Here is a 19246-nt window from a genome sequence, read left to right as displayed (position 1 = left end):
GGGCCGGGGTTCCTTGCGGGATCCGGGGCGCGGGGTCTCCTCCGGGCGGGATCCGGGAGTTCCGGGCGGGATCGTGGGAGGGGCCGGGCGGGGTCCGCGGGTACGGGTCTCGGCCGTGGGCTCCGGGGAGCGGGGAGTTCTTACGGGGCGGAGGCCGACAGGCCGCGCTGCTTCATCTGCCCGACCGTGACCTGCTCGGCGGTGGACAGGACGTCGGGGAGGTTCACCGTGCCGTCGGCGACCTTGGGGAGCTGGTCCACGATGGCGGTGTTGGTGGCGCCCATGACCGGGCCCCACGTCCAGCCGGGCCGGATGGCGTCGTAGGAGCGCGACATCAGGGTGTAGATGTCCTGGCCGCCGAAGTAGTCCGTCCCGAAGGCCGCCTTCGTGACGGGCACGAGCTTCGGGTCCGCGGGGAACATGCTGCTGGTGCCGGACGACACCCAGGCCTTCATGCCCTCGGGGTCGGTGGTGATCCACTTGATGAACTCGGCCGCGGCGCCGCTGTTGTCGGCCCCCTTCGGGATGACGAAGGACGAGCCGCCGTACATGCCGGAGGCCGGCTCGCCGTCCCAGGTGGGAACGGGCGCGACGGCCCACTTGCCCTTCTGGTCGGGCACGGTTGCCTGGTGGGCTCCGGCGCACCAGCTGGCGCACACGTAGGCGACGGTCTGGCCCTTCTGAACGCTGGTCCAGAAGGGGTCCAGCTGGCTGAGCGAGCGGACGAGGTCCTTGCGGGCGAGGTCGCCCCAGTAGGAGGCGACCTTCTTCGACGGCGCGTCGTCGACGGTGACCTTCCAGGAGTCCTGCTCGGTCGAGAACCACCGCCCGCCGGCCTGCCAGGAGAGCGCCTCCAGGAGCCCGGGGTTGTCGGTGTACAGGACCCCGCCGCGCGCGGCGGGGTCGGCCTTCTTCACCTGCTCGGTCATGTTCCGGTAGGCGTCCCACGTGGTGGGCACGTCGATCTTGTGCCGGGTGAAGAAGTCCTTGCGGTACATCATCATCAGCGGCGCCGCGTCCCGGGGCACGCCCCAGGTCCTGCCGCCGAGGTCGACCAGCTGCCGCGCCGCCTCGGGGAACCGTTCCTTCACCACCGGGCCGAGGATGCCGCTCAGGTCCTCGACCTTGCCCTGCGCGGCGAACTCCGGCAGGTGCGGGTACTCGACCACCGCGACGTCCGGGGCGGTGCCCGCCTTCACGGCGTTGGTGAGCTTGGAGTAGTACTCCTGTCCCGACGGGACGGTCTCGAAGGTGACCTTGATGTCCGGGTGGCTGCGGTTGAACGCCTCGGCCACCTTGTCGGAGCCCTTGACGAAGGACCAGAAGGTGACCTCTCCGGTCTTCCCGGCGGTCGGGGACGCCCCCTGGTCCGTGCCGCCGCCGCAGGCGGTGGCGAGCAGGGCGAGGGCCGTGACGGAACAGGCCAGGGCGGCCGAGGTTCTGCGAAGCATGGTGTGCACCGATCGTTTGCGGGGGCGTTGACCGGAATCATTCGCCAGGAAACGTGGCCGAGTCAATGCTTAGGCTTCATTCGATTCCCAACGAAAGCAAGTGATGCGACACGGAGCCGTCTCCGCTCGACGCCCGGCGCCTCCTCCGCCCCCGCGCCCTTCCGCGCCCTACCGTTCCTTAGGCGCGAGGCTCCGCCGCGAGGGGGACCCCGCTCGACTCCCGCACGCGCAGTTCCGGGCGGAGCAGCAGTTCGGCCAGGGGCGCGGCCGGCTCGGCGAGCCGCCGCCGCAGGAGGTCGACCGCCCACTCCCCCACGGCCCGCTTGGGCGGCGCCACGGCGGTGAGCGGCACGTCGCTCAACTCCGCGACCTCGTCGTCGTACGTCACGATGGCGAGGTCCTGGGGGACGCGCAGCCCGCGTGCCTGGAGGAGGCCGACCAGGGCGACGGCGTCGAGATCGTTGTGGACCAGGGCGGCCCGGACCTCACCCGCCGCGACCGCGTCCACGAGCGCTTCGAAGCTCCGCGCGGACGCCGGTCCGTCGGTCGCGGCGATGGCGTACTCCGAGCCCGCCTCCACTCCGAGGGCCCGGCAGGCCGTCGCGTATCCCTCGCGTATGAAGGGCGTGTGGGGGCTCTCCGCCCGGCCGACCAGGGCGATCCGCTCGTGCCCCGCGTCGGCGAGGTGCCGGACCGCCAGGCGGGCGCCATGGGCGTGATCGGACGCGACCTGTTCCAGCCGCCCCGCCCGGACGCCGGCCCTCCGGTCCATGAGGACGACCGGCACGTCGAGCCCGGCCAGCCACTCCTCGGCCCGCTCCGTGGGTTCGAGTCCGGCGCGCGGCATCAGCAGCAGACCGTCGACGCCGGCCGCGATCAGCCGCCGCACCTGCTCCTGATTGTCCGTCAAGGTCGCGCCGGAGAAGGCGAGCACGATACGGACGCCCAGCGCGCGAGCCGCGTCCTGGGCTCCTCGGATGACCTCGGGGTAGTAGTAGGCCCCCGGCGGAACGACCAGCCCGAACGAGTCCCCCCGCCGCACGGGGCGCCGAGGGGCGGCCGTGCCGGGCGCGTCGGCCGTCCGCGCCGCGCCCGCCGACATGGCTCCTCCGTGCACCCGCACGACCAGCCCCCGGCCCGCCAGCTCCCGGACGTCCTGGCGGACGGTGACGGCGGAGACCCCCATCTCCTCCGCCACGTCCTTCACCTTGACCGATCCCCGCCGCTCGACCAGGCGCAGGAGCACCTCTCGCCGCTCTTCAGCCAGCACGCACGGCCCCCTCTCCACATGAGCGAAGCCATTTGCTTTCACTCGACAAGTGAAAGGTATCAATCAGGCCGGGAGCGCAACCGGTGCGTCGTGGGGCGGCCGTCGATCAGCGCGGTCCGCACCACCGCTGTCCGGCCGAAGGCCCGCCCGGCGGATCCCCCGGCCGGACAGCCGTGACACGAGCCCGCCCGGACCCGTTGGGCACCACGGAACGGATCACGGCGGCGCGCGCTTCCCCCTCGCGTGCCGTCGCGGACTGGATCACCATCTGCCCCACGCCCCTCCTCCTGACATCCCTCACCCCCCTCGACACGCACGCCGCCGATCGGAGCACCCACGATGACGAGCACCGCTGATCAGCCACCCCCGGCGACGCCGACCGACGAGCAGTACGGGGCGCTGCGCGCGTCCGCGGCCGTGTGGGCCGGGACCTCCGTGCTGATCACGAACGAGCGGGGGCAGGTCCTGGTCCAGAAGGTCGGCTACCGGCCCCACCGTCTCCTGCCCGGCGGCGCCGTGGACAAGGGTGAGACCGCCGCCCGGGCCGCCGTCCGGGAAGTGGAGGAGGAACTCGGCGTCACCCTCACCGTCCGGCGCGGCCTCGCCGTCGACTGGGTCTCGGCCGCGGCCGCCCGGGCGCCCGAGGAGATGCGCTTTCCCGGCGAGATCCTGCACGTCTTCGACGGAGGCGTCTGGAGCGACCAGCAGATCGCCGCGATCCGCCTGGCGGCGGACGAGATCCAGGCGGTCGAGCTGGTCGAGCCCGCGGACCTGCCCGCCCTGATGTCCCCGGGCGACGCCCGCCGTGCGCTGTCCGCCCTTCGCGCGCGGGTCGACGACGCCGGTGTCGTCCTCCTGGAGGACGGTGTGCCGATCGCGCCGAGCGTCCTGGACCGGGTCGGCATCCTGCGTACGCCCCGGGCGCGGCTCCACCACCCCTTCCACCCGCACCCCGTCCCCGGCGGTCTCCCGCTCCGGCAGGTCCGGTGCTGGGCCTTCGCGCCGGACGGCCGGGTGCTCGTGCTCCTCGACCCCGTCACCGGTGCGGCCCGTCTGCCGGGCGGCACCCCGGAGCCCGAGGACCGGAAGGACCCCGCGGCCACGCTCGTCCGCGCAGCCGGTGAAAGGGCCGCGGCCGAGCTGGCGGGCCCGGTGTACCTCGGGTACCTGTCCGATCCGGACGAACCGTGTGCGCGCGTGCGCTACGCCGCGGGGCTCACCCGCGTCGGCGTGCCGCCCATCGATCCGGCCACCGGCCGTACGTACGTCCGCGTCCTGGCCACTCCCGAGCAGGCTCTCTGCCTCTTCGACTGGGGTCCGGCCGCGACGGACCAGCTCGCGGCCGTCCACCGGGCCCGCGCCGGCCTCGGCATCCCCCGGGCGCTGCGCCGGTCCGTCACCGAACTCCCCCCGCAGTACACCTGGTAGCCGCGACCGGAGCTAGATGCGCGACTTCCGCACCGAGTGCCAGGCCGCACCCGCCAGCGCGCGCGCCGACTTCGGGAGCGAGAGGTGTTCGTGCTCGCGGTACAGGGCCCAGTTCGCCGGGACCAGGGCCAGCTTGTTGGAGCTCAGGGAACCCGCCCGGCCGGCGCGGTAGACCGCGAGCGGTTCCCTGACCGCCTGGGCGTCGATGCCGTCCCTCATGATCGACAGCCACAGGGCGTAGTCCTGCCGGCGGGGCATGTCCGGCATGAGCCGCGTCCCGAGGACCTTGCGGTCGTACATCGCGGTCAGGGCCCCGATGTGGTCGTGCACCAGCATCGCCCGGTAGTCGACCCGGGCGGGGGCCCAGACCACCCGTCCGTTCGGGACGAAGTCGACCGCTTCGCCCTCGTGCTCGGCGTCCATCTTGTAGTAGGAGGTGAACGTCAGCGGCGTCCCGGCCGTCGCGGCGAAGGCGAGCTGCTTCTCCAGCTTCTGCGGGAGCCACCAGTCGTCGCTGTCGAGGAGGGCCACGTAGTCGCCCTTGGCCCGTGCCATGGCCAGATTGCGGGCCTTGGCCGCGCCCCCCTGCTCCGGCGCCGCGACCGGCAGGACCCGCTCGTCCTGCCGGGCCAGCTCGCGCAGCAGGTCCATCGACTCGTCCGTGGAGGCGTCGTCGGTGATCAGGAGCTCAAGGTCGGTATGGGTCTGCGCCAGCACCGACCGGACCGAGGACCCGAGTGTGACCGCCGAGTTGTGTACCGGCATCACCACAGAAACCAGGGCCACTGCACTGCTCCTTCTCGCCATGAGGGGGGACACCCTCGCCATGAGGGGATGTCGCGGATTGTCCGTCGCGGGCCAAGGCTACGCGGTGGCGCGCGGGGCTGATCACCACCGGCCCGGAGACCGGGTCCGCACCTGCCCCGGAGCCGGGGCCTCAGACGAGGTCGCGGTGGCGGCCCACCCCGGTGGAGAAGAGGTAGACCGGGGGCAGGAGAGCGGCGGCGCAGACGATCCACAGGGCGGTGTGGGCGCCGGCGTACGTGGCGAGGAGACCGGCGGTGAGCGCGCCGAGCGGCAGCGCGCCCCAGGAGACGAAGCGGACCGTGGCCATCACGCGGGACAGCAGCTCCGGGGGCGACTGGGTCTGCCGGTAGGTGCGGGTGGAGATCGAGCCGATGACGGTGCCGAAGGCGAAGCCCGCGTTGCCCAGGGCGAACCAGTACGCGTCCCCCGCGGACGTGGTCAGCGGGGCGAGCAGGAGCAGCGCGCCGCCGGTCAGGTCGGCCAGGATGATGCCCCGCGCGGTGCCGAGGCGGGTGGTCACCCGGACCGCGACGGCGGCGCCGGCGAGCGCGCCGACCCCGTCCATGGCGAGGACGAGCCCCAGCTGCACGGCGTCGAGCCCGGCCTCGCGGACCAGATAGAGGGGCGTGAGGGCGAGGAGGGCGGCGTTGACGAAGTTGGCGGCGGTCGCCCAGATCATGCAGGGCCTCATGACCGGGTGCCGGGTGACGTACCTCCAGCCCTCGCGCATCAGCCGGTACGCGCTCTCGCCGGTCCGGGGCGCGGGGCGGCTCTCGGGGAGGTTGCGCAGGAGCACGGCGGAGGCCAGGTAGCTGGCGGCGTCCACGACGAGCGCGCCGACCGGGCCCGTGACGCCGATCAGGATTCCGCCGAGGGAGGGGCCGCCGGTGTCGGTGACAGCGTGCGTGCCGGACATGACGCTGTTCCGGGCGGCCAGCTGCCGGGCGGGGACGACGGCGGGCAGGAAGGTCGAGTTGCCGATGTCGAACAGCACCGTCGCCGCTCCGGTGACGAGCGCGGCGAGGAGCAGATGCGGGTACGTGAGGGTGCCGAGCCACCAGGCGAGCGGCAGCGAACCGAGCGCCGCGAACCGTACGAGGTCGAGCGTGACCTGGAGCCGGCGCAGCGGTACGCGCTGCGCGACGACGCCCGCGGGGAGGCTGAGCAGCAGCCAGGAGACCTACCCCGCCGCGGCGAGCAGGGCGACCTCGAAGGCGGTGGCGTCGAGGACGGTGAGGGCGACGAGCGGCAGGGCGAGGGCGGTGACCGCGGTGCCCGCGCCGCTGACGGTGGCGGCCGCCCAGAAGCGCCAGAAGACGCCCGGCGGCGAGGTCTCCCGTTCCCCGTCGCGCTGCTCGTTCCTCGGGATCGCTCGTGCCACGGCCATACGGCGCCCACCCCCCTGGGTCTCGTCAGTCTCTTTCGGGAACTCACTCGTTCCAGGTGAGTTTCTATCCGGAACCGACTCCATGGCGCAAGATGGTTCCGAGGAGAGCGCCGCCGTGCGCGCAGGAGTGGAGACGCAGTGATGAGGTCGGTGCCCGAGCGGGACGCGGCCTGCGCGATCGCGCAGGCGGCGGCGGTGGTCGGCGACTGGTGGAGCCTGCTCCTGATCCGGGAGACCGCGCGAGGCCACCATCGCTTCGACGCGCTCTAGGAGGAGCTGGGCATCTCCCGGAAGGTGCTCACCGAACGCCTGGCCCATCTGGTGGGGACGGGCGTCCTGGAGAAGGTCCCGTACCAGGACAGGCCGGTGCGGCACGAGTACCGGCTCACGGAGAGCGGCCGGGGGCTGCTGCCGGTGCTGCTGTCGATGCAGGACTGGGCCGACCGCTGGGTCTTCGGCGACGGCTCGCTCACCGGCACCGCCGACGAGGGGGGCACGGAGGCACGGCGCGTCGCGGACCTGACCGGCGAGCGGCTGCCGCACCTGGAGCTGCCGGGCCACCGGGACGGCGGCCCGGTGGACCCGGTGGCCGGCGGCGCGGCCACCGTCCTGTTCTGCTATCCGGCGACCGGGGCCCCCAGCCCCTTGCCGGACAACTGGTCGGACATCCCGGGAACGATCGGCTGCACGCTGGAGAACCGGCTCTTCAGGGAGGCGTACGAGGACTTCCGCGCGGCAGGTGCGGAGGTGTACGGCGTCAGCACCCAACGCACGGACGAACAGCGGGTGTTCGCGGCCCAGGAGGACCTCCCCTTCACCCTCCTCTCGGACGTCGACCTGCACCTCGCGGCCGCCCTGCGGCTGCCCACCTTCCGGGCCGGGCAGCTGCTGCGGCTGAAGCGGGCCGTGCTCGTGGTGGACCGCGACCGCGTGGTGCGGCACGCGCGCTTCCCCGTGACGGACGTCCCGGCGGCGGTGGCCGAGGCGCTGGCGCGGGTCCGGCGCCTGGCGGAGGGGGACTGAGGGGCGAGGAGACCTCCTCCGGTCGCCGGGGAGGCACCCGGCGGGGTCAGCGCACGGTGCCGTCCCACCGCCACTCCGTGCGGCGGGGCAGGCCGGGGAGCTGGATGCGGCCCGTGCACCACAGCAGGGTGTCGGACGGGCCGTGCCCGTGCGGGGCTTCGGGGAAGAGACGGTCGAGGACGGCGGCGGCGAGGTGGTCGGGCGGAGTCCGGCTGACCCCGAGGGCGCGGGTGATGTCGTAGGTGTGGACGAGCAGTTCGGTGATCCCCATCGCGGCGAAACCGGCGGCGTCGGAGTGACCCCAGGGGTGCCAGGCACGGACGTCGGGAGGCGTGTCGCGGACGGTGGAGGCGAGCAGCGACGCGGCGATCCGCAGGCCGTCCAGACAGGCGGGGACGGAAGCCTGGGGGTCGAGCGAGGCGAAGAGGGTGATGTACCGGTCTTCGGGGCGGGCGACGAGCAGACCGGTGTAGCCGGTCAGACCGAGGGCGAGATGGTCGAGCGTCGCACGGCAGCTCCAGTCCAGCCGGTGCGCGGGGAGCGACCAGTCCCGGTCGGCCCCCTCCAGGAGGGCGGCCAGGCAGTCGTCGGTGGCGGCGGCCAGGAGCTCCGTCCACGGGGTGGCGTCGACGGGGACCGCCGGGTCCGTCGGGACCGTCGGGTCCGACCACGAGCCGGCGCCGACAGGGACCGTCGGGTCCGGCGCGGGGCCGGTGAGACGGTTGGGGAGGGTGGGGCGGATGGGGCGGGAGGGGCGGGCTGTCGGTGTCACGGTCACTTGTCGTTCCCCGGGTTCTTCAGGACCTCGATCACGCTCGCGTAGCTGTCGGAGCCGTGACCCGCCGCCCTGGCGCGTTCCATGGCGGACTTGAGGAGTTCGGGCAGGGCGTTGTCGATACCGCGGGCCGAGGCCGCGTGGATGAGGTGGTCGACGGCCGCGATCTGCACGTCGACGGTGGCGTCGTCGCCCGGGTAGCGGCCGGCGTCGACCTGGGGCGCGTACGTGGTCATGAAGCCGGCGACGGCGGTCAGCCAGCGGATCGCGACGGGGGTGAAGGCCGTGGCCGGCGTCTTCTCCGCGCCGACCAGCGCGGTGCCGTGCAGCCAGCCGGTCAGCGTGGACCACATCAGACCGAGCAGGGCCGCGTCGTAGAGGGAGGCCAGGCCCGGCTCGGTGCCCATGAACAGCGGGTCGCCCAGGGACGCCAAGGTCGGACGGTGGGCTTCGAAGGCGGCCCGGGAGCCGCTGTAGAGGAACATCATCTCGGCGCTGCCGACCCCCGGCGGGGTGGTCATGATCGCGCCGTCGAGGTAGTCGGCGGCGTGCGACCGGGCCCACGCGGCGGCCTCGCCGGCCTGCTCGGGGGAACCGGTCGTGAGGTTGACCAGGACCTTCCCCGCGAGGGAGCCCGCCACCGGGTCGAGGACGGCGTGCAGCGCCTCGTGGTCCAGCACGCAGGCGATGACCACGGAGCTGGCGGCGATCGCCTCCTCGGGTGTCGCGGCCAGGCGGGCCCCTCGGTCGACGAGCGGCCCCGCCTTGTCCGCCGAGCGGTTCCACACGGTGGTCTCGTGCCCCCGCTCCAGCAGGACGGCGGCCAGCGCCGCGCCCATCGCACCCAGTCCGACGACGGTCACCGACGGTAGGTCAGCACGCATGTCACCACTCCTTGTTCGGCCGCGCGTGGCGGCTGGTCACGTAGGACCAAGATCGCAGCGCGCGGGGGTGCCGGACAGTGACGCCGGCGACGCCGACCACCAAATTCCTGCCGTACGCTTCGAGGCATGAGCCCTGGTTCCGTCGCCCTGGTCGTGCCCGAGGACATCGGCTTCCCCTCATGGGACCTGTACGAGCTGAGCATCCCCTGCACGGTCTTCGGGAAGCCCCAGCCCGACCTGGCCGACCCCTGGTACGACCTGCGGCTGTGCGGCGCGGGCCGACAGGACGGCTCGCAGGCCGAGACCGGGCTGTCGCTGCGGACCCGCTACGGACTCGACGACCTCGCCGGAGCCGACACGGTCATCGTGCCCTCCGTGCCGGACGCCTGTGTCGAGGAGGGCGAACCGCTGCCGCGGGAACTGATCACGGCCCTGCGCCGCGCCCACGACGCGGGCGCCCGCATGGTCTCCCTGTGCACCGGCGCCTTCGCCCTCGCCGAAGCGGGTCTGCTCGACGGGCGGCGTGCCACCGCCCACTGGATGCACACGGCCCAACTCGCCGAGCGCTACCCGAAGGTGGACGTCGACGACTCGGTGCTCTACGTGGACGACGGCGACGTGCTCACCAGCGCCGGACTGACCGCGGGACTCGACCTCTGCCTCCATCTGGTCCGCCGCGACCTGGGCGCGCACGTCGCCAACCAGCTGGCCCGCCGGATGGTGGTGCCCGCCCACCGCCCCGGCGGCCAGGCCCAGTTCATCGACCTGTCCGTGCCCGCCACCGACGACCGGAGCCTGTCGCCCGTGCTCGACTGGGCCCGCACCCGCCTGGACCAGCCCCTGACCGTCGAGGACCTGGCGCGGCGCGCGGCGATGAGCACCCGTACCCTCCACCGGCGACTCCAGGCGGCCACCGGGACGACGCCGCTCCAGTGGATCCTCAACCAGCGCCTGGCGCGGGCCCAGAGCCTCCTGGAGTCCACGGACCTTCCCATCGAGAAGGTCGGGGAACTGAGCGGGCTCGGCACCGCCAACAACCTCCGCCACCACTTCCTCAAGCAGATCGGCGTCTCACCGAGCACCTACCGGCGGGCCTTCCCCCGGACGGCACCCGAGCCCTCCTCCTCGGCGGCGGGCTAGGGCCTGTCTGACAATTGGCGTCGGATCAGGCCGGGTCGTTCGGTGCGTGCGATCGGCGTGCGGCCGGGGCGCCCTTGTAGCGGAGCTACTCGGGCGTTTCGGCCGTGCGGCGAGCGTGCGTGCCGGGCGGGCCGGACCCGACGGGAATTGTCAGACAGGCCCTAGGGCCTGTCGTCAACTCCCCCACTGGTCCTTCGTCCCTCAGCCGAGCCGGACCCGGACCCGCTGCGGCGCCCCGGCGGCCTGGTCCAGGCCGCCGAAGGTGAGACTCAGCGCCGCACCGGTGGTCGCGGCGGTCACGGTGGGCGGCTGGGAGATGACGGACGACACCCGCCTGTTCCAGGTGATCCGCAGGGAGGTCGCCCGGCGGGCCGGGTCGGAGACCACGACGGTCGCCGTACCGTCCCGGTGCTCGCGGACCAGGACCGACGCGGGCGCGTCGGCGGAGAGCCGCCCGGCGGTTCCCCGGCCGCGGCCCCCGACGGCGCCGGCGGTCCAGAAGTTGACCGCCGTGAGACCGAGGCGGGGTACCCGGACGCCCTGCTGCGAGCCGGTGTTGGCGAGGATGTGCAGCCACCCCGGGTCGGCGGCTCGCCGGGCCGTCGTACGGAGGCTCGCGCCGGGCATCAGCACGTAGGCGTAGTCCCCGTCCGTCGGGTCGGTGCCGTGGTCGGTGTAGAGGGTGAGGTAGCGGCGGGTGAGCGGGTCGGCGGGGCCGCCGGTGTTGATGTCCCGCCAGGCTCCGGTGCGTTCCTCGCGTACGGTGCCGAGCCTCAGCCCCCGGGGGAAGACGTAGCCGGCGTGGCCCGCGATGTGCGCCCAGCCGGCGTTCTCGAAGGTCCGCCGCACGCCCTGTCCGTCGGGCTGCGTCCGCCCGTCGACGGTGAGCGCCGGAACGGCCGACGCGCCGAGGGCGCGGTTGTCCACGGTGGTCTCCACGGCGTGGCCGTCGGTGGAGGAGATGCCGGCGCCCAGGCAGACGACGGAGTCGTCCAGCCAGAACCACGACTTCCTCGCGTTCATCGTGGAGGACAGGCCCACGAGGTGCTGCCCGGTGGCGCCGAACTCCCCGTCGGTCGTACCGCCCACCCAGGCCGCGGCCGGCATGGGCTGGCCCCAGTTGCCGCCCTCGCCGTCGGCCAGCGGCTTGCGGGAGGCGGTGATGCCGGGGAGCCGGTAGGGGTCGACCGTCGGCCAGTACGCGTCCGAGTACTGCTCCAGGCCGAAGTCGTCGCCCCACCAGGAGAGCCAGCCGGCGCCGGTGTGATAGCCGCGCGCGTGCTCGCCGTTGCCGAACTCGTAGTGGGCGATGCGCTCCGAGGCCATGGAGACCGAGGCGCACCATCCGCGGCGCCGGTGGGTGACCCGGTCCATGTGGTGGAACAGCCGGTGCTGGACGGGCTCCGGCGCCGGCGCGACCGAGGTGTCGTCCAGCAGGGACCGCAGCAGGGCGGCGCGCGCCAGGCTCAGCTTCGGATTGCTGAGCGGCGGGGCGTAGTGGTCGCGCCGCATCCAGCCCTTGACCATGGCGCGCCAGCGGGCGTTCTCGGCCTCGCTCGCGCCCTGTCCGATGAGCACGATCGTGGCGAGCAGCGCGTGCGCCCTGGTGTGGTCGGAGGTTCCGGCGCGGCTGATGCCCCGCGAGGACACGTTGTCCATGATCAGTCCGTTGTGGACGAAGGGCGCGATGGCGTTGTCGACCGTGTCCAGGAAGAGCTGCGCGTCCGGGGAGGCCACCGGCCACGGCGAGGCGCTCAGCAGCGCCATGAGACGCCCGACGCCGTCGTGGAGGACGGAGCCGTACCCGCCGATGTAGGGGACGTTCCGGTGCTGGATGAACGAACCGTCGGCGTAGAAGCCGTCGCCGGCGGTCACGTACGGGAACACGGGGTCGAGAGCGGCGATCGCGCGGGCGATCCGGTCGCCGTCCTCGCCCACGATCGAGCGCAGGATCACGCTGCGGCACAGGTCGACGCGGTTGGCCCCGGTGGAGGTACCGGTGTACGAGTCGAAGACCGAGTCGGGTACGAAGTGGTCGACGGCCCGGCAGTAGGCGGCGATCCGCTCCGCCGTCAGGTGCTCGTGGACGAGGACGCAGGTGTCCATCAGCGCCTGAGGGGCCCCGATCTGCCAGTTCCACCAGTTGCCGTAGCGGACGGTCGTCTCGTTGTAGATCCGGGCGTGGAGATGTTCGAGGCCGTCGAGGACCGCGCGCAGCACGGCGGGGTCCCCGGTCAGGCCGGTGCCGGGCTGAGCCCACGCCTGGGCGAGCGTGCCGATCCTGTTGTAGCTCTCGTTCATCTTGGCCGAGAAGGCGTACGACTCCGCGTCGGTGTCCGGCTCCGGGTCCCGCCACACCGCGTCCGGCCACAGCGAACCGTCGGCGGGGGCCATGGTGGCCAGATGCGCCCGCGCGGTCCTGCCGAGTTCGGCGAGAAGGCTCCTGAAGGGCTCGGCGGTGGGGCTGAAGCCGGTGCCGAGGACGAGTTCGCGCCATCGGGAGCGCAGGACGGCGAAGTGCTGGGGGTCGGCGACGACCGTGGAGGCTGCCGCGGCGGTGGCCGGTGCGGCTCGGGCGACACCCGCGTGGGCGCCGAGACCGAGGATCAGCGCGGTACCGCCGGTCGCCTGGAGAAGGGAACGGCGGCGCGGGGATGAGGACATGGCGGACCAGCCTTTGCGGGGAGGTGGGGCGGGGCTTGGTGCTTGGTGCTTGGTGCTTGGTGCTTGATGCTTGGTGCTTGGTGCTTGGTGCTTGGTGCTTGGTGCTTGCACGGCAGCCTCGGCAAGCGCTTTCTCCCCGTCAAGGGACGATGACGACTCGGGCAGTATTCGGTCAGTCAGAGGGCACGCGATCAGCCCGACCCCGTCGCCGGGACCGGACCGGCCTCAGCGCCCACGCCCTTCGAGCGGGGTGTGCTCCTCGGGCGAACGCCCGGCTCCGCAGGAGTCCCGGATCACCAGCCGCGGCAGCCACTCGACCGCGGAGTGCGCGGCATCCGGGTCCTCCAGCCGGCGTACCAGCAACCGGACCGCCGCCTCGCCGACGGCGAAGGTCGCCGGGCTCACGGAGGTCAGCGGCACGTCCGCGAGCGCGGCCAGCTCGTCGTTGTGGCACACGAGCGCGAAGTCCTCCGGCACGCGCACGCCGTGGGCGCGGAGCCGGTGGAGGAGGTTGACCGCGTCGATGTCGGTGTGGACGAGTCCGGCGCGCACCTCCCCGGCGGCGACGAGTTCGAGCAGACGGTCCCCGCCGATGTCGTCGAGGCGGCCCCCGGGGCCGTGCGCGGCCGGTGAGAGGTCGTCGTCGGGAAGGCCGAGCGCGCGGACCGCCGACCGATAGCCCTCCCGGACCGCGGCCCTGGTGTGGGTGTGCCGGGCCAGCAGCGCGACGCGCCGGTGCCCGAGCTGTGCCAGATGCCGCACGGCGAGCGCCGCTCCACCGGCATGGTCCGACACCACCCGGTCCAGGTGGGAGCCGGGCACGCCGAGGGGGATCCGCCGCTCGACGAGCACGGCGGGGACCGGGGGCTCGGCGAAGGGCGCCGCCTCTGCCGCGTCGGGACCGTCGAGCGCCCAGCTCGGGGCGAGCAGCAGGCCGTCGACACCCGCGTCGAGCAGCGTGGCGACGTGCTGGAGGTCCCGTGCCGAGGTGTAGTCGGTGACGCCGACGAGCAGGCGGACCCCCGCGTCGGCGGCGGCCCTGCGTGCTCCCTGGATGACCGACCGGAAGTAATAGTCGGACACGGGCACGACCATGCCCAGCGTCAGGCCGTCCGGCGCGCCGGGGCGGGTACGACCGGCGAGGCGGGCGTCGCGGGCGTTCAGCGGCGCGGTCGGCCAGCTGACGGTCCCGTGGAGCCGCCGCACGCGCCCCACGGCGGCCAGCGCGGCCACGTCGCGCCGGGCGGTCTCCACGGAGACCCCGAGAGCGGCCGCGAGTTCGCTGACGCGCACGCTCTCCCGCTCCCGGACGAGCCGCAGGATCCGGCCGTGCCGGTGCTCCACGCTCTCTCGCAAACGCTCCCGCCTCCTCGTTCCGCTCGGTCGCGGGGCAGTCCGGCGCCCCCGTCGCGACCAGGATCCGAACGGATCCGGTTCCACCCGACGGGACCACGGAGGCGCAGGCCGGTGGGACCGGCACGATGTCGGGGGCGCGCGCCATCGTACGCGGCGGTCGTCGACGCTTCGGATCCTGACCACCGGCCCCGGACACGGGGCGGCCGCATCCACCTGCCCCCCCGGAACTTGTCTCGCGTCGCGACGAGGATGCCGCCGCGTCGGCGAGGCCCTTCCTTGAATCGCCCCACCTCGTAGCACTTCGCGAGGGTCCTGGAGGACGACGGCGATATCGAGGCGGCGGATCGGCGCGTACCGGCAAGCAGAACGGCGCTCCGGGAAGCACCGCTACGGTGAGTCCGGGGGGCGGATGCGGGGGCCGGGTTCAGCGCACCGGCATGCCGATGCCCGGCAGCCAGAGGTGGCCGCGGTCGTTGACGGTCGGTTCCCAGGCGACCAGTTCGTCCGGGCAGACCGAACCTCGGGCGCGGACGTCCGCGACCAGCAGCCGGGCCGCGGACCGCGCCGCCGAGGGGTCCTCGTCCGGAAACTCCGCGCGCCACCACCCGCCGTCGCACACCTGCCAGCCCCGCTCCCTCATCGTCTCCTCCAGGCCCGGTTCCCCGGCCGTCGTCCGGTGGTCCACCATCAGTGACAGTCGCCCGGGGTCCTGGCTGTACCCCACCCGCAGGTGACGCGGCCAGTCGCGCGCGCACCCCACCACGAAGGACGCCCACTCGCCCGGCGCCTGCACCGGCAGCTGCTCCATCCACGAGTCCAGGAGCAGTTCGAGCGAGGACTCCAGGTGCTCCCAGGACGCGGCCGTGTGATGGCCGTCCCAGCGGAAGGCCGGCCAGCCGCGCTCCGGTCCCCGGTGCAGCAGCCACAGGTAGGGCAGCGCGTCGAAGCCGTGCGGACCTTCCGCCCGCCAGCCGACCGAGCCCGACTCGACGGTGGAGTACTCGCGTCCGTGAAGGTCCGACGCCGTGTGCACCGTGAGCGTGGCACCCTGCGGACCGCCCGCCAGCAGCACCACGTGCGCACCGGTGTGCCAGCGCGCACTGGGCCCGGCGGCCGACCCGCCGTACAGCGTGGGTTCGCCCAGCTCCGCCACCAGCGCCTCGTACACCGGCCGCAGCGCCTCCCGCCGGCCCGCGCGCCCGAGCCCCGGCGCGTACGGGGCGACGAGCTCGGCGGGCGCGTCCGAGCAGGCGTCGGGGCGGTCGTACAGGGAACGCGCTCGGGCGGCGGCGTGTGCGGCCGCGCCCGTGTCCGCGGGACCGGGAAGGGAGGGGGACGTGCCGATGACCATGCCGTCATCGTGCCAGGCGGGGCGGGCGTGCCCGGCCGGTGCCCGCGGGCCGGGCCGCGTCGCCGTCAGCGAAGGCTGACGCTGGCGGCGACGGGAAGGTGGTCGCTGGGGGTCGCGGGGAGGGTCCAGGCCGCGGTGGCCCGTACGCCTCCGAGGAGGATCTGGTCGATCCGTACGACCGGGAAGGTAGCCGGCCAGGTGAAGCCGAAGCCCGCGCCGGCCGTGGACTGGGCCGAGGTCAGGCGGGTGGTCAGGGGGCGGAAGGCCCGGTCGTCGGTGGAGCCGTTGAAGTCGCCCATGACCACGACGCGCGGGGAGCGTTCGGCGCGGAGGACATCCTCCAGGACGGAGATGACGTCGTCACGGGCGCCCGAGGTGAAGCCGGAGGGCCCGACACGGACGGACGGCAGGTGGACGACGTGGATCGCGAGCGGACCCCGGTCGGTCTCGACCGTGGCGCGCATGGCACGGGTCCACGGCATGATCGGGACGGCGCGGGCGTCGCGCAGGGGACGGGTGCTCCAGAGGCCGACCGTCCCCTGCTGGAAGTGGTGCGGATACGCGTCGGCCAGGGCGGCGGCGTAGGCGGGCGCGGTCTCCGGGCTCAGCTCCTGGAGCGCGACGACGTCCGCGCGGGACGCGAGGAGGGTCCGTACGGTGCCCTGCGGGTCGGGGTTGTCCTGGTTGACGTTGTGGCTGACCAGGGTGAGGTCCCCGCCGGCGGAGGACTTGTCGGTGAGGGTGCCGCCGAAGACGGCCGTCCAGGCGACCACCGGCAGGACCAGCGCCACCGCCGCCGTCCGCGGCCGGAGCGACAGCGCCACGGCGGCGAGCACGAGAACCGCCAGGGCGGACCAGGGCACCAGGGTCTCGGCCAGACTGCTGAGGTGCCCGGGGAGGGCGGGGAGCCGGCTGTGGCCGACCAGGGTCAGGGCGAGGACCGCGCAGCAGAGCGCCACGGCCACGCTTCGGCGGCGTGTGTCGCCCGGCCGGGGGCGGCGGGGCACGTCGTCCGGGGGCACGTCGTCCGGGAGGGGTCCGGTTGCCGCCTGATCCGGGGTGGCGCCGTGTCCGTACGTCGTCATCGCGGTTCAGCCCTCCGCCCGTGCCAGCCGGTCGCGCAGCCCGGTGATCAGGCGGCGGCTGCTGTCGACGGCGGCGTGGAGGCCCTCGACGGGCGTGGTGTTCGCCCGCTGGTGGAGGACGGCGCCGACGAGCAGGCGGGGAGTGCCGCCGACGCGGACCTCGCAGGCCCACAGGAGGTTGCCGCCGGCCGGCGTGCTGGAGCCGGTCTTGATGCCGACGACGCCCGGGACGTCCAGCAGGGGGTTGGTGTTGGTGATCGTGCCGACTCCCGGAACGGTGACGGCCCGGGTGGCCACGATGTCCCGGAAGACGGGGTGCCGCATCGCCGCCTGGGCCAGGACGAGCTGGTCGGTGGCGGTGCTGGTGGTGGTGGGTTCGATGCCGCTCGCGCCGGTGTACGTGGTCCGGTCCATGCCCAGTCGGGCGGCCGCGCGCCGCATCTTCGCCGTGAACGCCTCCTGGCTTCCGGAGTCCCAGCGGGCCAGCAGACGGGCGACGTTGTTCCCGGAGGGAATCAACAGCAGTTCGAGGAGCTGGCGTTGGGAGTAGCGTCGGCCCGCCTGAAGCGGCACCGTCGACTCACCGCCGACGCCCGCCTCGTGCGCGGCCTGCTGGTCCACCGTGATCAGGGGGCCCGATTCCCCCGGCCGCAGCGGGTGTTCCTGGAGGATGACGTGAGCGGTCATCACCTTGGCGAGGCTCGCGACGGGGACGGGGGTCCCGTCGCCCCGCGTCCCGACCGGGCCCGAGCCCTCCAGTGCGACGGCTGTCTGTCCGTCCTGGGGCCACGGGACCCCGCCGCCGTCGACGGACACGGTTCCAGGCGCGGCGGGCGCCGCGGGGCGGCCCTCCGTCCCCGCTCCGGAGACGGCGACGCCCAGCGCCGTCACGAGGACCAGGGCCAGCGCGCCGCCCGCGACGCGTTTGCGGTGGGCGGGTGAAAGGGACGCGGGGGAAAGGGACACGGAGCCACCTCCGGATGCTGCCGTTCGGGACGAGTACGCCGGCAAGGCTGCGGGAGCGGCGTGTCCGGACGGCCGAGACGAAGGCTCCGGCAAGGCTCGGCAACCCATCGATCGTGTATCGACGTCGGCGCGTCGAGCCGGAAGGCGGGGCCCGCGCGAGGCGGCGGGCGCGAGAGGCCTAGCCCGCGCGGCGCGTCGGGCCGAAAGGCGGGACCCGCGCGAGGCGGCGGGCCCGGAGAACTAGCCCGTCGGCGCGTCGGGCCCGCAGGCGGGCCCCGCGCGAGACGGGCGGGCGCCGGAGCCTGGCCCGCGCGGCGGTCAGGGGCCGAGGGGGCCGGGCCGCTCGGCCGGCAGGTGCAGTGTCGCCACCGCTCCCCCGTCCTCGGCGTGGTTGGCGAGTTCCAGCACCGCGCCGATCACCTTGGCCTGGCCCGACGCGATGGTGAGGCCCAGGCCGTGCCCGCGCCCCCGCTCGTCCGCGCCCGTCCGGAAGCGCTGGGGACCGTGGGCGAGGAGGTCCGCGGGGAAGCCGGGGCCGTGGTCGCGTACCGTGATCGTCCCCGGGGCGACCGTGATCTCGACGGGACCGGCGCCGTGGCGGTGCGCGTTGACGACGAGGTTGGTGACGATCCGGTCCAGGCGCCGGGGATCCGTCCGGGCCTCCGCCGCCTCGTCGGCGGTCACCCGCGCGTCGAGTCCGCTCCGCGCCGCCGATTCCCGTACGAGCTCCGCCAGGGCCACCGGACGCCACTGCGGCTGTTCGGCGCCCGCGTCGAGACGGGAGATCTCCAGAAGGTCCTCGACGAGATCGCGCAGGACCCCGACCCGGTCCCTGACCATGTCGGTGGCCTCGCCCTCGGGCAGCAGGCCGGCCGAGGTGACCAGACCCATGAGCGGTGTGCGGAGTTCGTGCGCGACGTCGGCGGTGAAGCGCTGCTCGCCCGCGATGCGGCGCTGAAGGCTGTCCGCCATCGAGTCGACGACGGCCGCGATCTCCCCGATCTCGTCACCGCCGCCACGGCTGCGCCTGTCCGTGGGCTCGTCCCCTCCCGCGTTTCCATCCCCTCGCTTCGTCCGGGTCGCGTCACCGGCGCGACGGCCGGTCCCCGTGCGGGCGTCGAGGTCGCCGGCCGTGATGCGGCGCGCCGTGCGGGCCACGCGGCGGAGCCGCCGCGCGGGCAGCTCGGTGGCGAGGGCGGTGACGGGGACGACGATGCCCAGGGTGAGCAGGGAGTACTTCCACATGTGCCGGTCCAGGGCCTGGCGGGTGAGCAGGTCGCCGGTCATGTCGATCTCGACCGCGTAGAGCCGTCCGCCCTCCTGCCGAGCCGCCCAGAAGACCGGTGCCGGGGGCCGGTTCACGTACAGGGTCCCGCTGCCCTCGCGCTCGACCCGGCTCAGCAGGGCGTCGGGGAGTTCGCCCGGGGAGACGAGGGGCGCTTGCCCGCCGGACTCCCGGGCCTCGCTCAGAGCGCGGTCGAGGGCGTCCACCGCCTTTCCCGCGCCCTCGTGCATGGACCGGTTCAGGGTCGACTCGTGGACGAGTACGCCGACCGTCAGGGCCATGGCGGTACAGGCCAGTCCCATCAGCAGAACGATCTTCCAGCGCAGCGAGCGGGGGTTGAGCAGCGCGCGTACGAAGGGCATCCGGAGCTCCCC

15 protein-coding genes and 1 pseudogene are annotated in these 19246 nt (G+C 73.8%); 3 read left to right on the top strand and 13 right to left on the bottom strand.

Annotated elements, in window-relative coordinates:
• Positions 1–140: 140 nt before the first annotated feature.
• Both ACFYT9_RS16205 and ACFYT9_RS16200 read right to left on the bottom strand, forming a co-directional pair.
• Positions 141–1451: an ABC transporter substrate-binding protein gene (locus tag ACFYT9_RS16205; RefSeq protein ID WP_389164038.1), complete on the bottom strand. Its 1311-nt coding sequence runs from the start codon at positions 1449–1451 to the stop codon at positions 141–143.
• A 178-nt stretch (positions 1452–1629) separates the two neighbouring features.
• Positions 1630–2721 carry a LacI family DNA-binding transcriptional regulator gene (locus tag ACFYT9_RS16200; protein WP_389164035.1) on the bottom strand — a complete coding sequence of 364 codons (1092 nt, stop codon included), beginning with the start codon at positions 2719–2721 and terminating at the stop codon, positions 1630–1632.
• Positions 2722–3060: 339 nt separating this feature from the next.
• Here ACFYT9_RS16200 and ACFYT9_RS16195 point away from each other — a divergent pair, with 339 nt between their 5' ends.
• Positions 3061–4149, top strand: a complete 1089-nt coding sequence (locus ACFYT9_RS16195) for an NUDIX domain-containing protein (RefSeq protein ID WP_387272795.1) — start codon at positions 3061–3063, stop codon at positions 4147–4149.
• A gap of 12 nt (positions 4150–4161) precedes the next feature.
• On the opposite strand, the gene ACFYT9_RS16190 is transcribed toward ACFYT9_RS16195, so the two are convergent.
• From ACFYT9_RS16190 to ACFYT9_RS16180, 3 genes are all read right to left on the bottom strand, one after another.
• Positions 4162–4935 carry a glycosyltransferase family 2 protein gene (locus tag ACFYT9_RS16190; protein WP_387272797.1) on the bottom strand — a complete coding sequence of 258 codons (774 nt, stop codon included), beginning with the start codon at positions 4933–4935 and terminating at the stop codon, positions 4162–4164.
• Between the two features lie 151 nt (positions 4936–5086).
• A complete protein-coding gene (locus ACFYT9_RS16185) occupies positions 5087–6124 on the bottom strand; it encodes an MFS transporter (protein WP_389164632.1) in 1038 nt (345 codons plus the stop codon).
• A gap of 12 nt (positions 6125–6136) precedes the next feature.
• Complete coding sequence (locus tag ACFYT9_RS16180; protein ID WP_389164031.1) at positions 6137–6343, bottom strand: hypothetical protein; 207 nt, start codon at positions 6341–6343, stop codon at positions 6137–6139.
• Between the two features lie 141 nt (positions 6344–6484).
• On the opposite strand from ACFYT9_RS16180, the pseudogene ACFYT9_RS16175 reads away from it, so the two are divergent.
• Positions 6485–7366 (top strand): annotated as a pseudogene (locus tag ACFYT9_RS16175) (winged helix-turn-helix transcriptional regulator).
• Positions 7367–7412: 46 nt separating this feature from the next.
• Here ACFYT9_RS16175 and ACFYT9_RS16170 read toward each other — a convergent pair.
• Both ACFYT9_RS16170 and ACFYT9_RS16165 read right to left on the bottom strand, forming a co-directional pair.
• The gene (locus tag ACFYT9_RS16170) at positions 7413–7970 is read right to left on the bottom strand and encodes a maleylpyruvate isomerase N-terminal domain-containing protein (protein WP_389164629.1); all 558 of its coding nucleotides are present in this window, start codon (positions 7968–7970) and stop codon (positions 7413–7415) included.
• A gap of 170 nt (positions 7971–8140) precedes the next feature.
• On the bottom strand, positions 8141–9025 hold the full coding sequence (locus ACFYT9_RS16165; RefSeq protein ID WP_389164028.1) for an NAD(P)-dependent oxidoreductase: 885 nt from the start codon (positions 9023–9025) through the stop codon (positions 8141–8143).
• A gap of 126 nt (positions 9026–9151) precedes the next feature.
• Between ACFYT9_RS16165 and ACFYT9_RS16160 the strand changes: the two genes are divergently transcribed.
• Positions 9152–10165 carry a GlxA family transcriptional regulator gene (locus ACFYT9_RS16160; protein WP_389164025.1) on the top strand — a complete coding sequence of 338 codons (1014 nt, stop codon included), beginning with the start codon at positions 9152–9154 and terminating at the stop codon, positions 10163–10165.
• A 201-nt stretch (positions 10166–10366) separates the two neighbouring features.
• Here the strand turns inward: ACFYT9_RS16160 and ACFYT9_RS16155 are convergent, their stop codons facing one another.
• From ACFYT9_RS16155 to ACFYT9_RS16130, 6 genes are all read right to left on the bottom strand, one after another.
• Positions 10367–12829, bottom strand: a complete 2463-nt coding sequence (locus ACFYT9_RS16155) for a polysaccharide lyase 8 family protein (protein WP_389164022.1) — start codon at positions 12827–12829, stop codon at positions 10367–10369.
• Positions 12830–13054: 225 nt separating this feature from the next.
• Positions 13055–14185, bottom strand: coding sequence for a substrate-binding domain-containing protein (locus ACFYT9_RS16150; RefSeq protein WP_389164019.1), 1131 nt, complete (start codon positions 14183–14185; stop codon positions 13055–13057).
• A gap of 424 nt (positions 14186–14609) precedes the next feature.
• On the bottom strand, positions 14610–15536 hold the full coding sequence (locus ACFYT9_RS16145) for a hypothetical protein (RefSeq protein ID WP_389164017.1): 927 nt from the start codon (positions 15534–15536) through the stop codon (positions 14610–14612).
• A 65-nt stretch (positions 15537–15601) separates the two neighbouring features.
• Positions 15602–16621, bottom strand: a complete 1020-nt coding sequence (locus tag ACFYT9_RS16140; RefSeq protein WP_389164014.1) for an endonuclease/exonuclease/phosphatase family protein — start codon at positions 16619–16621, stop codon at positions 15602–15604.
• Between the two features lie 6 nt (positions 16622–16627).
• The gene (locus tag ACFYT9_RS16135; protein ID WP_389164012.1) at positions 16628–17587 is read right to left on the bottom strand and encodes a D-alanyl-D-alanine carboxypeptidase family protein; all 960 of its coding nucleotides are present in this window, start codon (positions 17585–17587) and stop codon (positions 16628–16630) included.
• A gap of 318 nt (positions 17588–17905) precedes the next feature.
• Positions 17906–19234, bottom strand: a complete 1329-nt coding sequence (locus ACFYT9_RS16130; protein ID WP_389164011.1) for a sensor histidine kinase — start codon at positions 19232–19234, stop codon at positions 17906–17908.
• Between the last annotated feature and the right edge of the window lie 12 nt (positions 19235–19246).

This window comes from Streptomyces sp. NPDC004435 (genome assembly GCF_042873895.1).
Lineage (GTDB): Bacteria > Actinomycetota > Actinomycetes > Streptomycetales > Streptomycetaceae > Streptomyces.
This window is presented reverse-complemented; position numbering and strand designations above follow the sequence as displayed.